This is a genomic window from Caldicoprobacter faecalis, from assembly GCF_900115765.1.
Lineage (GTDB): Bacteria > Bacillota > Clostridia > Caldicoprobacterales > Caldicoprobacteraceae > Caldicoprobacter > Caldicoprobacter oshimai.
The window spans coordinates 1-16,255 of record NZ_FOXR01000030.1 but is presented as its reverse complement, the minus strand read 5'-3'; the positions used below and the strand labels follow the sequence as shown (position 1 = coordinate 16,255).

Annotated in this window: 13 protein-coding genes and 1 riboswitch; of the genes, 10 read left to right on the top strand and 3 right to left on the bottom strand. The window is 44.6% G+C overall.

Annotated elements, in window-relative coordinates:
* The first annotated feature begins 27 nt into the window (after positions 1-27).
* Both BM241_RS12685 and BM241_RS09810 read left to right on the top strand, forming a co-directional pair.
* Positions 28-609 carry a hypothetical protein gene (locus tag BM241_RS12685; RefSeq protein WP_207649000.1) on the top strand — a complete coding sequence of 194 codons (582 nt, stop codon included), beginning with the start codon at positions 28-30 and terminating at the stop codon, positions 607-609.
* Between the two features lies 1 nt (position 610).
* Positions 611-1,285, top strand: coding sequence for an ABC transporter ATP-binding protein (locus BM241_RS09810; protein WP_092282657.1), 675 nt, complete (start codon positions 611-613; stop codon positions 1,283-1,285).
* A gap of 213 nt (positions 1,286-1,498) precedes the next feature.
* Here the strand turns inward: BM241_RS09810 and BM241_RS09800 are convergent, their stop codons facing one another.
* Together BM241_RS09800 and BM241_RS09795 are read right to left on the bottom strand one after the other, a co-directional pair.
* Positions 1,499-2,026, bottom strand: coding sequence for a folate family ECF transporter S component (locus tag BM241_RS09800; RefSeq protein ID WP_177206150.1), 528 nt, complete (start codon positions 2,024-2,026; stop codon positions 1,499-1,501).
* A gap of 79 nt (positions 2,027-2,105) precedes the next feature.
* Positions 2,106-2,202, bottom strand: a riboswitch (THF riboswitch).
* A 171-nt stretch (positions 2,203-2,373) separates the two neighbouring features.
* Positions 2,374-3,678: an FMN-binding glutamate synthase family protein gene (locus BM241_RS09795; RefSeq protein ID WP_092282655.1), complete on the bottom strand. Its 1,305-nt coding sequence runs from the start codon at positions 3,676-3,678 to the stop codon at positions 2,374-2,376.
* Between the two features lie 165 nt (positions 3,679-3,843).
* Between BM241_RS09795 and yfbR the strand changes: the two genes are divergently transcribed.
* From yfbR to BM241_RS09760, 8 genes are all read left to right on the top strand, one after another.
* Positions 3,844-4,422, top strand: coding sequence for a 5'-deoxynucleotidase (gene yfbR / locus BM241_RS09790; protein WP_025746864.1), 579 nt, complete (start codon positions 3,844-3,846; stop codon positions 4,420-4,422).
* Positions 4,423-4,429: 7 nt separating this feature from the next.
* Positions 4,430-4,558 (top strand): hypothetical protein, encoded by a 129-nt coding sequence (locus BM241_RS12970; RefSeq protein ID WP_278292699.1) that lies wholly within the window; start codon positions 4,430-4,432, stop codon positions 4,556-4,558.
* 422 nt (positions 4,559-4,980) lie between these two features.
* Positions 4,981-6,453 (top strand): rhamnulokinase, encoded by a 1,473-nt coding sequence (gene rhaB / locus BM241_RS09785; RefSeq protein WP_092282654.1) that lies wholly within the window; start codon positions 4,981-4,983, stop codon positions 6,451-6,453.
* A 136-nt stretch (positions 6,454-6,589) separates the two neighbouring features.
* Positions 6,590-6,973, top strand: a complete 384-nt coding sequence (locus BM241_RS09780; protein WP_092282653.1) for a sensory rhodopsin transducer — start codon at positions 6,590-6,592, stop codon at positions 6,971-6,973.
* Between the two features lie 35 nt (positions 6,974-7,008).
* Positions 7,009-8,229, top strand: a complete 1,221-nt coding sequence (gene rhaI / locus BM241_RS09775) for an L-rhamnose isomerase (protein ID WP_092282652.1) — start codon at positions 7,009-7,011, stop codon at positions 8,227-8,229.
* A gap of 543 nt (positions 8,230-8,772) precedes the next feature.
* Positions 8,773-10,665, top strand: coding sequence for an ADP-ribosylglycohydrolase family protein (locus BM241_RS09770; RefSeq protein ID WP_092282651.1), 1,893 nt, complete (start codon positions 8,773-8,775; stop codon positions 10,663-10,665).
* A gap of 304 nt (positions 10,666-10,969) precedes the next feature.
* Positions 10,970-12,244 carry an RNA-guided endonuclease IscB gene (gene iscB / locus BM241_RS09765; RefSeq protein WP_092282650.1) on the top strand — a complete coding sequence of 425 codons (1,275 nt, stop codon included), beginning with the start codon at positions 10,970-10,972 and terminating at the stop codon, positions 12,242-12,244.
* Between the two features lie 130 nt (positions 12,245-12,374).
* Positions 12,375-15,053, top strand: coding sequence for a family 78 glycoside hydrolase catalytic domain (locus BM241_RS09760; protein WP_092282649.1), 2,679 nt, complete (start codon positions 12,375-12,377; stop codon positions 15,051-15,053).
* A gap of 338 nt (positions 15,054-15,391) precedes the next feature.
* Here the strand turns inward: BM241_RS09760 and BM241_RS09750 are convergent, their stop codons facing one another.
* A complete protein-coding gene (locus tag BM241_RS09750; RefSeq protein ID WP_207648999.1) occupies positions 15,392-16,255 on the bottom strand; it encodes a hypothetical protein in 864 nt (287 codons plus the stop codon).

The following is a 16,255-nucleotide window of genomic DNA, read 5'->3' as shown; positions in this document are numbered from 1 at the left end:
ACTCACTACAGGAGCTTAGATAATAAAGTGCTGGTTTTAACGTCTTTTAGAAATACCACCACATTATACCAATATGTGTCTTTAAGAGAATTGATACCCAACATTCATCTTATAAATCCGGATATACAGCAGATTGATCAGGTGATACAAATGGCAAATAGGACTAAAAAGTTTGCCTTGGTTCCATGGGAAGTCAGTTTAAGAGATGTCATTGAAGCAACTTTTCAGGAGAGCTTTTTGTGGGTAATGCTTTTTGCATGTTTTGTTGTAAGTATGTGTATATTTATGATATGTGGTTTCATTTCCTCCATTTACATGCTGATAGACCACAACTTTGTTGAATACGCCGTGCATCAGATTTACGGCGCCACACCCCAAATGCTCTGCTTAAGGATAATTTTATTTGTTATTTTTATCGTTTTACTGCCTGCGGCAATATTTTATAACGTACCGGATATAAAGGATTTCATGAAAGTTTCCCCGGAGTTAAAGTGGGTTTGGTGGTTTATGGCCATATTTTTACTTATAATGGTAGTATTGGTATCCGTTTTGGCCATTTTAAGGTTGAGCAAAAAGGATTTAACCGAGTTTTTAAGGAGGGACAGGTAAGTTGATCATTAAGGTTCAAAATATAAAGAAGGAATACATAAGCGGGAGAAGCAAAAATCTGGTTTTAAAAGGCGTGTCCTTTGAGGTCAACAGGGGCGAAAAGGTTGCCATAGTTGGCCCATCGGGTTCGGGGAAAACAACGCTATTGAATATAATAGGGCTTTTAATCCAGCCTACCGAGGGGGAAGTATATTTAGAGGGGAAAAACGTCTCCTCGCTATCCGTTAAAGAAAGGGCCAGGATGAGAAATAAATTTTTCGGGTACATATTTCAGGAATTTCTTTTGGTGGAGGAGGATACCGTATTTCAAAACATAGAGATACCGCTGCTTTATTCTCCACACAGGACCACAAAACGGAAGCGGAAGGAGATAGTGAGGGAGGTTTTGGAAAAGGTAGGCCTGGAGGTCAAGATAAAAGAGAAGGTGAAGAACTTGTCGGGTGGGGAGAGGCAGAGGGTGGCAATTGCGCGGGCTATAATCAATGACCCCGAAGTAATACTCGCCGATGAGCCAACGGGTTTGCTGGATGTTGAAAATGCCGAAAAGGTGATGAATATATTGGAGGACCTTGTAGCTAAAGGCAAGACGCTGCTGATAGTCACTCACAACGAGCTTATAGCAAAGAGGTGTGACAGGATATTCAAGATCAGCGATGGGCACATAACTATAACTTAAAAACATTCAAAACTTATCAGCCATGCGGAACATTTCCTGGTACATCTGAAAAACTCAGGACTGGTTTAAGTGTAACAAGTGCGGCTATCAGTCGGATGCGGATAAGGTGGAGGCACTAAGCATAGCTACCAGAGTGCTCAATGCTTTCGGGGCATGACCCTGAGAGAAAGAGAAGTGCGATATTCTCCCCCTAATTAATTAGGGGGAGAATGTTCACTGCCTTGTAAAATAGAAAACTTGCTGTGAGTGTTTGATAACCAGTTTTAAAATGATGACATATGCGGGGATTAAAAGAGCTTTGCCAATGATTCTGGGCGGTAACAGCGCCAGGTATGCTTTGCCGTGCAAGAGGCTCAGCCACAGCGTGTTAAGCAGAACGGAAACTGCGGCTGTAGCTGTAACTACCGTTATTATAGAGAACCAGTTCCAGTAATTGCGATAGTACCTGGCCATCAAGCCGGGGATTAACCCTGTTAAAGCAGATGTTAAGGTAAATCCCGGAAAATAGGGGCCACCAACCGGACTGATGGCATATCCTATGAGGTCGGACAAAGCACCGCAGGCTATTCCGTATACAGGTCCCAGCAAAATGCCGCTTAACATTATGGGGACCTCGCCGAAGCTGAGGCGCAGGGCGAAGACGCCCAAGATGTTGATATTACCTGCAAAAAAACGCGTGAGTATGACGCTTATTGCGGTAAACAGCCCTGTATACGCCATCTTTTTTATGCGGCTTTCCATAAAAAAAGCACCTCCTTTCTCTTTAGATGGCAGAGAATGCCACCTTAAAGAGAACGAAATGCCTTCTCTCATACAAGGTGGCAGCGGATGCGGTACTGCATCGCAGGCCATTTAAGCCTTTCGTCCAGGGGCAACATCCCATCCCCTGGCACTTAACGCGCAGCACCTACTCTGCCCATCCTTTTACGTAGTTATTTTCGCTACATTATATCAAAAAAAAATTTGGGAGGCAATATGCTCCCGTTAAAAAATATTCCATTAATTTTCAGCTTTTGGGCTGCTTAATTTCATAAATCCAGCAAGTGGATGAATTGACGCATAATCACATAGCTTGTTGGAAAATCGATTTAAATGGGGTGAACGTTATATCCCAGCTTTACTCCGGTTATCTGCGCCATTTCGGGAGTGAGCGCTACCATATCATCTTTGTTTAGCTGATGAATGGAATTTTTCCCAAGACAGCGGAGGGCAATATCCATTTCTTCCTGTAAGGCTTTCAAGAAGTTGCTAGCACAGCCGGCTGCTTCGCCTATGTCGAGCAGTTCAGTATGTTTGCCATTGTAAAGATAAAGGTCGGTGGGGCTGGCTCCAGCAGGCAACTTATTTAGCTGCGTGTATATAGCCGCAATAGCCACCGGATATCCGATGTAAAAAGCATCCGCTCCAAGCGCTTTGGCTTTTAGCATATCGCCGCTGTCTCTAAAACCCCCTGTCATAATTAGAGATATCTTGTCCCTGCAATTGTTCTTCTCCAGGTATTCTACTGCGCGCACCAGCGCGTACAGGGTAGGGATGCCGAAATTGTTGATGGTTATTTCTGCGCTCCCTGCTGTTTCACCTTGGGCACCGTCAATTACCACAGCATCGGCACCGGCGTATAGGACAGTATCCAGATCCTGTTCGATATTTCCTGCTGCAATTTTGATAGCTATCGGAACGCCGCCGGTTAATTCTCTCAGTTCATCTACCTTTCGCTTAAGGTCATCTCTATTGTTTATGTCGGGGAACCGTGTGGGCATTACGGCGTCCTGCCCTTCTTTAAGTTTTAAGTGTTTTCGGAATTCATCTCCAATTAACTTATTCCCTATTTTAAATCCGTCACCCGCACTGGCTCCCTGGCCCATCTTAATTTCGATCATGTCAGCCTGTTTGAGTTCCTCCGGGGCATTGCCCCAGCCTGCACGGTTGTACTGCACCACATAAAGTTTAGCTATGTCGCGCTCTTTTTGCAAAAAGCCTGCCTCGCCCGAATTGGTGGCAGTTCCTATGGATGCAGAGGCTTTGGCTAAGGCTATTTTAAGCTGCAGGCTTATAGAGGCGCCGTAGGCCATGCCTGCGATCATAAATGGCACAGGAAGTATCATGGGTTTTTTAGCGTTTTTCCCTATCACTACCTGGGTGTCCATTTCGGTACCATCTGGAGTTGGAAACATATTTGGGATGAACATCAAGTCCTGAAAATCTTTGAAGTTGAGGGTAGAACCTAAGGGTTGCATGAGGGGTTGCCCGTTTTTTGCCCGCTCGGCAATTCCCATGAATTTTAAGAAAGAATAGTTGTCCACCAGCCAGGGGACTTTGACCATTTTCATGTCGCTCATCTTTTCCAGTATTTGATCCACCAGCCGGCTGTACAGATATTGCATTAATGCCATAGCTATCACTCCTTTTTATTAGTTTTGTTATTTATAGGTAAGTATTTGATACTGTAGAGGATTTTATTCCACGCAAGGGTTTGATTTCATGAAGAGCTGTGCTAAAATGATAAATAAGCAAGGGGTGCTATCAAAAATTTTATAACACTTTGGGAGGAATTCCAATTGAGCCATTTCTTTGCCTATCTATCAAGGATGAAGTTCATACAGCGCTGGGGCCTTATGAGAAACACCTGTCAGGAAAACATTCAGGAACACAGCCTGCAGGTGGCCATGATTGCGCATGGATTGGCGGTTATAAAGAACAAATTTTTCGGTGGCAAGGTCAATCCGGAGAGGGTACTGGCCCTGGCGGTATTCCATGAGGCTTCCGAGGTCATAACCGGCGATTTGGCTACCCCCATCAAATACTTTAATCCTGAGATAAGCAGGGCATATAAGGAAATCGAAAGGATTGCTGCTAAAAAGCTGCTGGATATGTTGCCCGAAGAGCTAAGGGATGAGTACAGCAGTTTATTTTTTATTGAGGAGAAGGACGCCGAGCACTGGAGAATAGTTAAGGCGGCCGATAAGATATGTGCATATCTAAAATGCGTTGAGGAGATAAAGGCAGGGAATCAGGAGTTTTCAAAAGCCATGAAGGCCATAAAGGCCCAGATAGACCAAATGGATTACCCGGAGGTCAAGTATTTCATGGAGCAATTCGCGCCCAGCTTTTCATTGACGCTGGACGAGTTAAATTAGAAAAGGTGTGGCCATAAGGACCATAGTTTTGGCTGCGACTGTGGTATACGAGCTTGTTGGGGCGGTGATCGCCAAGACAGCGCTGCAAAGGGCGGGCGAAATAAAACCTGATATCGTTATAGAAGAGGGTTTTTGATTTTATGTAATATCGGATGTAATATCGGCCACGTGTGGTGTTTATATTTAACATCATTTTTGATAAAAAATCAAAATTTTTTTGAAAGGATTTTTAATATGGATGGCGAATTTATATAATAGTAATGTGATTCTTTTTAAAATATTATACCTGCAAGCTTTACAATAGTTTGTTAGGTTGTGTTATTTTTATGTTATTTTTGTTGTTTTGTGAGATAAGCAAGAAAATTTTATCTTCTATAAGTTGGAGATGAATTGCGGGCAAAGGTAAATTACATGGCTTAAAGCAGATGGCCGACTTAAAGTAGCTGGCGAGTTTGTTGTTGAACAGCTATGCCAAGCTTCTCATCAAGTCATCACCTTTATAGGTGGCTGGCAGCTTACCTGTTATATATTAACAGATAAAAGGAGGAATGTACTGGCATGAAAACTTTAAATTTGCTGGCGTTTGACTTTGGGGCCAGCAGCGGAAGGGCTATTTTGGGGCGGTTTGATGGCAAAAAGCTATCGATAGAAGAGATACACCGGTTTTCGAACGAGCCTGTAAAGGTCGGGGGACATACATACTGGGACGTATTAAGGCTTTTCTGGGAGATGCGGCAAGGCTTGTTGAAGTTCGTCAATAACGTTGGCGGAGAGCTGTCCTCACTTGGCATCGATACATGGGGAGTGGACTTTGGCCTTTTGGACTCATCGGGAGAACTGCTGGGAAATCCATACCATTATCGTGATAGCCAGACCGAGGGAATGATGGAAAAGGCCTTTGCAATTGTGCCCAAGGAACAGATTTACGAGTATACCGGCATAGCCTTCCAAAAGTTTAACACCATTTACCAGCTGCTTGCCCTTAAAGAGAGAAACTCTCCTATTCTGGAGAAAGCCGGTACGCTGCTGTTTATGCCGGATCTATTGGCCTATTTCCTGACAGGTGAAAAGTCTACTGAGTATACCGAAGCGTCCACCAGTCAGCTTCTGGAGGCGCGCAGCAAAACCTGGTGTACTGACCTTATAAAGGCGTTAGGCTTGCCGGATAACATATTCACTTCCATACAACAGCCCGGAACCATAAGGGGGAACATCGCCTCGCATATGGCAGAAGAGCTAAATACAGGCAGGGTGCCGGTGATTGCGGTTGCCACTCATGATACCGGTTCGGCTGTGGTGGCTGTGCCCGCTGTGGAGGACGACTATGTATATTTGAGCAGCGGTACATGGTCATTGATGGGGGTAGAAGTGAAGGAGCCCATTATAAATGAGCAGGCGCTTCAGTGGAATTACACCAACGAAGGTGGAGTCGAAAACAGCTACAGGTTTTTAAAGAACATCATGGGGCTCTGGATTATTCAGGAATGCAAGCGGGTATGGGACCGTCAGGGCGAGGTTTATAGCTTTGCACAGCTTGAGGAAATGGCAAGGAACAGTGAGCCATTTAAGGCGTTTATCGATCCGGATCATGATGATTTCTACGCTCCCAGCGATATGACGCAGGCCATTCAAAACTTCTGTGCAAGGACCGGGCAAGCGGTGCCCCAGACCAAGGGCGAAATCCTGCGCTGCGTCTATGAAAGCCTTGCTATGAAATACCGATGGACCATTGAAAGGCTGGAAAAGATTTTGAACAGGCCGTTGAATGTTCTCCACATAGTAGGCGGGGGCACGAAGGATAAGCTGCTGAATCAGTTCACCGCTAATGCCATAAACAGGCCGGTGATATGCGGTCCTACGGAGGCAACTGCTATAGGCAATTTGATGATGCAGGCCAAAGCCCTGGGTGAAGTGGCCAACCTGCGTGAAATCAGGCAGATTATCAAGGCTTCTTTCCCAACGGCGGATTACATGCCTCAAGATGTAGAGGCATGGAATGAGGCTTATGAGAGGTTCTTGAAAGTGGTTTGATGTAGAGATTACCACAGCCTGCGCATGTGGGTAGCGTATCGAATGTTGCAATCTTTGAAGTAGTACTAAGGGGTCAAAGAGAAAGTTACCACCTCTATAAGGTGGCAAAATTTCACTTTTACTGGAGGGTGGGTTTATGAATACAGATCAAAAAGCAGGTGCAAAGGTGTGGTACATACCCGATTGTTATTACCCATCTATAAGCAGTCCGGGGCATTATGTGAGCCACGAGGCGGTATGCGTTCTCAACCCGGGAAAGCAGGACGCTCATATAACCCTGACGCTGTATTTTGAAGACCGGGAGCCCATGCGGGGGTTTCAGGCCGTGTGCAAAGCCGAGCGCACCAACCATATACGTCTGGATAAGATAAAGGATGCAAATGGCAACGTGGTACCCCAGGGCGTACCCTATGCCATAATGGTGGAGAGCGACCAGCCGATAATAGTGCAATATTCCAGGCTGGATACCACACAGGCTGAAATGGCCTTGATGACAACCATGGCATATCCGGTTAAGTGAACGGTAAAAATTATTCATGAAAGGAGAATGCGAGTATGACAAGAGATCAAATGTATGCTTTGTGGGAGCAGAGGCAAAAGGACAGAGGTATAGATATAGAGTGGGTAAAGGAGAGGCTCAAAAACTTTAAGGTGGAGACCCCTTCCTGGGGATATGGAGATTCGGGGACGAGGTTTAAGGTTTTCAAGCAAAGAGGAGTACCAAGAAACCTGTTTGAGAAGCTGGAGGATGCCGCTCAGGTGCACAAGGTAACCGGAATGTGTCCCACCGTGGCTATTCATATTCCATGGGATAAAGTGGATGACTTTGAAAAGGTGAAGGAGTATGCAGCCAGCCTTGGATTGAAGATAGGAGCGGTCAACCCCAACTTATTCCAGGACGATGATTATAAATTCGGGAGCCTTACGAATACCGACGCTGCCGTAAGGAGAAAGGCTATAGATCATATCATGGAATGCATAGAGATTGCGCGAAAGGTCGATTCCAAGATAATCAGCCTGTGGCTTGCCGACGGAACCAATTATCCCGGGCAGGGAGACATCCGTGCGCGCAAGAACTGGCTTGAAGAAGCGCTGTTCGAGGTCGTCAACGCCATGGACAGCGATATGAGGCTTTTGATTGAATATAAATTCTTTGAACCGGCCTTTTATCACACCGACATAGCCGATTGGGGGATGGCTTATGCCTTTGCCATGAAGCTGGGCCAAAGGGCTCAGGTGCTGGTGGACTTAGGACACCATCCGCTGGGGACCAACGTGGAACACATTGTGGCATTTTTGCTGGATGAGGGAAAGATTGGAGGTTTTCATTTTAACAACAAAAAATATGCCGATGACGATTTAATCGTGGGCTCCATCAATCCCTATGAGCTGTTCCTGATTTTCAACGAGCTGGTGGCCGCCAGCCTCGATCCTAAGACTGCGAAAACAGCTGAGAATATAGCGTATATGATTGACCAAAGCCACAACATAGAGCCCAAGATACCTGCCATGATCCGCTCGGTGTTGAACGTGCAGACTGCGTATGCTAAGGCTTTGCTGGTGAATCGCGAGGTGTTGAAAGAGGCGCAAATGCGCAACGACGTCATGGCGGCAGAGGCTGCAGTGCGCGAGGCCTTTGAATGCGACGTAACGCCTTTGCTTGAAGCGGTGCGTGAAGAGATGGGTCTTGCGCCTGATCCCATGAAGGCATACCTGGAAAGCGGCTATGGCGAGAAGATTTTGGAAAGAGGCATAGGCGGACAGGGTTGGGAATAAAGGTTCATACCTGTGGACATCAGCGGTTTACAGCTCAAAAGCTGTACTGATGGATGAAGCAGGGGCTTTATCTTTTTGCATTTTTATGTTGAGGCTATAAAAACTGATGAGGATTTCGGACCATAATGGAAGACTAGGGCGCTGCGGACCATCGTAGAAAACTGTATCCTGTTGAATTTTATTTTCAGCCTATAACGCTTCTGTGGTCCACGTTACGACTATGAAATCGTAACCATAACTGCACTATATAAATGGCTATTATGACCACATCTGTTTTCGACAATGCGCAATGGAAAGAGTCACTTCTGGTTTTAAAAAGCAATTCCCGTATTACTGCATTCATGCATTATAATCTAGTTGTGTTTTAACGCAAGAAATTGCTATTCATACATATAAAAAGTGCTTTATGTGCTTTATTGAGGATGAGAAAGGAAGTTTTTTCTGTAGCAAGTCAGGTCAAGGAAATGGAAGGTCACACTGTTATACAGTTGTTCACATATCGATAAATACAAACGAATATGAGTTTTAGAAAGAGGTGTTCCTATGGCAACTATCAAATTAAGCTGGCACGATTATTATGATAAGGTCTATGCATGCTGGTTGGGTAAAAATTGTGGTGGGACGCTGGGTACGCCGCTGGAACGGGCTTACGGCCAGGAAGAGATGTTTGACGTGTGGTGGTATCCACAGCTTAAAGATGGAGGCATGCCCAATGATGATTTGGAGATACAGCTCATATGGTTGAAAGCTCTTGAGGAGCGGGGACCCAATATAAAAGCTCGCGATCTGGCTGAATACTGGTTGGACTGTATCCAGTATAATTTTGACGAGTATGGGCTGCATAAAACCAACCTGCGGCTTGGGTTGTTGCCTCCTGTGTCTGGGTATTATAACAACTGGTTTAAACACTGCATGGGCTGTCCCATACGCTCTGAGATATGGGCCTGTATAGCGCCAGGGAGGCCTGATATAGCTGTAAGATATGCCTATGAAGATGCCATAGTGGATCATGCGGGCGGCGAATCGGTATATGGCGAAATGTTTAACGCTGCTATAGAGTCCGCTGCGTTTATAATAGATGACCGCGATAAACTGCTGGAAATAGGGCTATCCTATATACCCGAGGATTCACAGACCGCTTTGGCCATAAGGAGCGCTATAGAAGCTTATAACAAAGGCATGGATTGGAAAGAGGCCAGGAACTATGTGCTACATAAATGCTACAGCCCCATAGCTCAATATTCGCCGATCAATTTGGGCTTTCAAACCATAGGGTGGCTGTATGGAGAGAATTTCGCAGACGCCATATGCAAGGCGGTAAACTGCGGCTATGATACCGACTGCACTGGAGCCACATTGGGTTCAATTTTGGGTATAATGTACGGTACCAAAGGCATACCTCAGGAATGGGCGGTACCGCTCAGCGATAAGATAACCACTAACGCTTCATGGGGCGGAATAATCAACTTGGAAGTACCCAAAGACCTGGATGAGCTCACAAGGCGTACTTGTAATATGGGTAAAAGGGTGTTAGCCTACAATAATGCTGAAATTGTCATCGATGATAACCTTACCGATTTGCGAGGTTTGGACGTTTCGGCACTCTATGCATCGGATGATATAGAGTCCCTGTGGAGTCTGCCACCCACGCAGGTGGCCTTTGATATCACCACAATAAGAGCGGCAGTGGACTATGTGGACCATCCCGTTATAAGGGCAGGAGAGGCCAAAAGCATAAAGGTTGTATTGGAGAATCCGAGGCCTATGGATCTAACAGCCGATGTGAGCATAAATCTACCACAAGGGTGGAGATGTGAGCCTGATCTTTTAAAAGGCGTAAATCTACCGGCTAAAGGTAAAACAGAACTTATTTGTCGTATAACTGTAGACGACATATCTTTTATAAATCAGTCCAACCGTGGTAGCATACATATTGAAATAAAAGGAAGGCCGCAGGGCGAAGATATACCGCTGGTGCTGTTGGGCGGTAAGCGCTGGTTGATATCGCCAGTTGATGTAGACTTTGACCCATCTAGCAATGAGGTTAGACACTGGAAAGTGGTTGATTTTATAGATAACGTTTTGCCGGTAGAACAGTACTTTGAAGGAAAGCCCGGCAGCATCTATCTCTGTCATTATGTATACTGCCCGGAAGAGCGAACAGGCCGTGCTGGGGTGTCTTCCAATTGTCCCATGGAGCTGTGGCTTAACGGTAAAAAAGTGCATGAAGCGCTTGAGAAACGCATACCCAGGCCCAACTACAGCGGCGATGGAGCAAGCTATGCTGACGTATCGTTAAAAGAGGGATGGAACCAATTTATTATAAAGCTAACCCGTCAGGATAAACCCGTAGACGCTTACTTTACATTGGCTACAGGACATCCGTATTATCATGGCATGAGCGATATAGTAGAATGCCGCTTGCCGTGGGAATAAACTTCAATTTTTAATCATCAGAAATTAAGCGAGTTTCCAACTCTCTGAGATTTATGGTAGTCAACTACCCACCGCTTAAAGAAGCGGGGGCTTGCGAAGGGCCCTAGTTGACTAGCCTCAGCCACCAGCAAAAAGCTGACGGGGCTACGTTAGACAGGTCATGACACCCCGGGGTGCTGCTCAAGCTCCGGGCTCTGTCGTGCAGGTTTAAACAGTCCTGAGGGGTAGGGACAGTAACCTGTGCATGACAAGCCTGTCTAACATTGGCGATGAGCACCTAACTCCGTAAGGAGGCTTACCGCATATGGTGTATGTAATTTCAAAGGCGGGGAAACCACTAATGTCAACCGAAAGACACGGCAAGGTAAGACGGCTTTTAAAGCAGGGACTTGCAAAGGTAGTCAAACGGGAACCGTTTACAGTCCAGCTTTTATACGATACCACTACCTACACACAGCCGGTGACGGTAGGACTGGATATAGGTTCTAAGACAACAGGTGTATCGGCTGTTACGGAGAAGAAAGAGATGTTTTCTGCAGAGGTAGAGCTGAGGGACGATATTAAAGGGTTGCTGATTGAACGAAGGCAGTACAGGAGGATGAGAAGATACAGAAAGGTGCGCTACCGCAAACCCAGGTTTTTAAACAGAGCAAGGGGTGATAGGTGGCTTGCCCCCAGCCTTCAATGGAAGGTAGATGCACACATCAGGATAGTAGATATGCTTGGCAGGATAATGCCGATAGAGAGAGTAGTGGTTGAGGTTGCACCGTTTGACACGCAGAAGATACTAAATCCCGACATAGAGGGTGAAGATTATCAGAACGGCGTACAGAAGGGCTTCTGGGATGTAAGGGAATACTGCTTATGGCGAGCTGGTTACAGGTCAGAATTATCGGGCAAAAGGGGTATATTAGAGGTTCACCATATAGTTCCGAGAAGCAAAGGCGGGACGGATACTCCCAGCAATTTGATAGTACTGACTGCAGACGAACACAAAGCTGTGCATGAGGGCAGGATAAGGATACCGAAGTCGAAGATTGAGAAAATCAAGCTGCTCAAGGATGCAGCGCATGTATCGACGATAGGGTGGCACATAGTTAATAGATTAAGAGAACGTTATTCTGTGGAAGTGACATATGGGAGTACAACGAAGGCGAAACGGTTGAGTTGTGGTATGGAGAAGTCGCATAGAGTTGATGCATTTATAATAGCTGGTGGGGATTTGCAGGAGAGATTGAGAGAATGGTACTTAGGGAAGTTTTTGAGGAGACAGAACAGGTCATTGCACAGAGCGAATCCTATCAAGGGTGGGGTAAGACCTGTTAATACGATTAAGGAGGCATATGGTTTTAGGCGATACGACAGAGTAGAATACGAAGGCATAATTGGGATAATAGCGGGTTTAAGGAGCAGCGGGTATTTTGCTATAAGAAGTCTTTCATGGGAGAAGATACATGATAGTGCAAAGCATAGCAAGTTAAGACTTATAGAAGGGGCGAAGACGTTAATGTTAGAAAGGAGGAAAGAGCGCATTCCTCTCCATCTTGAAGAAGATGGAGTCTCCTGCGCTCGGATATGATGAAGGGTAATTTTAAATTGAACTCCGTTTTAACTTCCAACTAAAATGTGAGTCAACAAGGATTCCTTTACTTCGGAGACAGGATATCAGTAGGTAATAGTTGCGATTAAAAGTTTAGGGGGTAGACAAAATGCTTGAAGTATATAATTTGAGGTGTGAATATAAAGACAATCCTATAGGTATTGACGTGAAAAATCCTAGGATAAGCTGGGTCATAAAGTCAGATGAGCGAAATGTTCTGCAGGCTTCTTACCAGATACAGGTCTCTACGGATGATAAATTCAAATGTATCGTATGGGATACCGGGAAGGTTGACTCCGATGAGTCGATCCATGTCGAGTACAAAGGTGAGTCACTGAAATCACGTACACGGTATTATTACAGAGTACGGGTATGGGATCAGAGAGGCAGAGCGTCCAATTGGAGTGAGACAGCTTTTTGGGAAATGGGGCTTTTGGAACCTGATGAATGGATTGCAAGCTGGATTACGCCGAATATAGAAGATGGTTCACCAAACTCGCAAGCCTGTCCCTTGATGCGAAAGGCCTTTGAAGTCAAAGGCGAGGTAAAATCCGCCAGAGTCTATGTCACCAGCCTTGGCCTGTACGAGCTTCATTTAAACGGGAAAAGAGTAGGGGATTTCTTTTTTACTCCTGGCTGGACCAGCTATAACAAGAGGTTGCAGTATCAAACATATGATGTAACCGAGATGCTTAAAGAGGGGCAGAATGCCATTGGCGTTATATTGGGTAATGGGTGGTATAAAGGCAACCTTACCTGGGAAGGGCGGAGAAATATATACGGCGATAGGTTGGCGGCTCTTATACAGATGTATATTATTTACAAAGATGGCAGGGAACAGGTGGTTGTATCGGACAGGAGCTGGAAGGCATCTACGGGTCCCATTCTCATGTCCGAGATCTATCACGGGGAAATCTACGATGCTCGATTAGAAAAGCCGGGCTGGGATGAAGCGGATTACAATGATTCTGATTGGTACGATGTGGAGGAATTGGATAAACCGAAGGACATAATAATTGCCCAGGAAGGGCCGCCTGTTCGTATCGTTCAGCAGATTAAGCCTGTAGCCATTTTAACAACTCCTGCTGGTGAGACGGTTTTGGATATGGGGCAGAACATGGTGGGTTGGGTGCGTTTTGCGGTAGAAGGACCGGCTGGGAGCAAGGTGGTGCTGCAGCATGCCGAAGTGTTAGACAAAGATGGCAACTTTTATACTGCAAACTTAAGGAGCGCCAAACAGACGATTGAGTACATATTAAAGGGCGTTGGAAGAGAGGTATTTGAACCGCATTTTACATTCCAGGGGTTTAGATACGTAAAGCTGGTGGAATATCCGGGTCAGCCTTCGCTTGACGACTTTGTGGGAATGGTAGTGCATTCGGATATGGAGCCAACTGGCAGTTTTGAATGCTCAAATCCTTTGGTTAACAGGCTTCAGCAAAATATTTTGTGGTCGCAAAGAGGTAATTTTCTCGATGTTCCGACCGATTGCCCTCAAAGGGATGAGCGGCTTGGCTGGACTGGAGATGCACAGGTGTTTATCAGAACTGCCTGCTTTAATATGAATGTGGCTTCTTTCTTTACAAAATGGCTTAAGGATTTGAAGGCTGATCAGCTGAGCGATGGTGGAGTGCCTTTTGTGATTCCAAATGTCCTGGGCGATGACCATCATTCTTCGGCTGCATGGGGAGATGCCGCCGTCATATGCCCATGGACGGTGTATTTGTGCTATGGGGACAAGAGAATCCTTGAGGAGCAGTATGACAGCATGAAGGCCTGGGTGGAATATATAAGGAAGCAGGGGGATAATGAGTACTTATGGAATACCGGTTTTCATTTTGGCGACTGGCTGGGGCTGGACGCAAAAGAGGGAAGCTATGTAGGAGCCACCGCAACTGATTTTATTGCCACGGCTTTTTATGCGTATTCCACAAGCCTGCTTGTGAAAGCCGCCAAAGTTCTCGGTAAGACCGAGGATGTAGAAGAATACTCAAAGCTGTATGCCAATATAGTGGATGCCTTTAGGAAGGAGTTTGTGACGCCAAACGGCAGGTTGGCGGTTCCCACCCAGACCGCTCATGTGCTGGCGCTTATGTTCAATCTTGTAGAAGAAAAGGACCGCAAGCGCACCATCGATACGCTGGTGGACTACATCAAGAAAAATAAATACCATTTGACCACGGGCTTTGTGGGCACGCCCTATCTATGCCATGTGTTGAGCCAGAACGGCTACAGCGACGTGGCTTACAAACTGCTCTTGCAGACCGATTATCCATCATGGTTGTATCAGGTGACCAAGGGTGCAACTACAATTTGGGAGCACTGGGATGGAATTAAGCCGGACGGCTCTTTCTGGAGTCCCGACATGAACTCTTTCAACCACTATGCCTATGGATCCATTGGAGATTGGCTTTACAGAGTGGTAGCGGGGATCGATACGGATGAAGAAAGGCCCGGGTATAAGCATATATACATCAGGCCAACGCTGGGTGAAGGGTTGACCTATGCAAAGGCCGAGCTAAAGTCGATGTACGGAAAGATCAAAACTGAGTGGAGGATACAGGACGGCTGTATGGAAATATCGGTATGTGTGCCTCACAATACCACTGCTACAGTGGTGTTGCTGTTTGCTAAACCTGACGCGGTTTATGAGAGCGGCAAAAGATTGACGGAGGCAGAAGGAATATTAGAGCACGAGACAGTTGATAATGGTGTGAAAGTGGAAATAGGGTCTGGAGAGTATGTTTTTAGGTATGAAATGCAAATGCCCGATGTTGCGCTTAAATGATGTTCAATGTACATTAACATTCTACAAATATTACCATGTGTATTTTCGATTTTGCTGCATATAATAAGACTACAAGGACTTGCCACAGGATATTGCTTTTAAGCATATCCAGGTGCTCATGCCTTAGGTGGCGAGTCCTTTTTGAGGGGCCTTTGACGACAACGTCGAAAGGTCCCTCTTGATTTTTCTTTTCTCTTGGTTGCACTGTCATTAAATCTTGTCTATACTTTGTATTAGATGTCTTTTTCAAAAAAGATTTGCTCTTCCTTTGTAAATATGTAGTTTAAAAAACAAGTAAAGTTTAGGAAAGATAATGAAAAAAGCGATACGTCTTGTTTTTATCGGGGTTTTGCTATAAATGATGTCAACTCAATGTTATAAAATTTCCTGCAATTTTCTATAGCCATTTGTTTTAATTTTTCATGACCTAAGATTTCAAAAAGATGTATGGCTTTTAAAAGAGAATCTATGTAATTTTCTTTTTTAAGATGATATTCAGCAATTCCTTTTCTAAAGTATAAAAGGCCTAACCCATTTAAAGTTCTGTTTTTTACACAGGTTTTTATTCCTAAATCCGCATAGTAAAGCTCTTTGTTGTAGTCAGAAAGAAGGTGGAAAGAGTAAGAAAGATTGTAGTAAATTCTAACTCTTTCTTCTATATTATCTTGCTCAAGTGATTCCAGACAGAATAGAAACATTTTTATGCATTTTTCAGGTGATTCTTTTTTTTCAATTATAAGGGCTATGTTCATCAGTATCCTAATTTCCATACTGCTGTATACGAAGGAAGTATAGTTGGAAAGAGAAAAATCCGGTACAGTAATTTTCATTGCTTCTATCAATTTTTCTAAAGCTTTTTTATAATCATCATTGACGGTTTTTTCAATAATGGATTCTACCAAAAAAAGGAGTTGTTTTAATAATTGTGTGTAATAAAGGCTCATTTTACCTTCTTGAACTATTTTTTTTAGTTTTTCTACTTCTTTTTTTAATTTGTCAAACTCTCCACCTTCAAGCTTACTCTCAATAGAATTTTTTATTTTACAAAAAGTAGAATAATCCTTTAATCTGTATTTAAGCAAAACTTCATTTAAATCTCTTTTGAGAAGGTTCGTTGTAAAATTAAATGCAACACCCCAAAAAATTATAGAACCATAGTGAGAAATCCTGTATGATATAGATATCCAAAAATCACTAACCAT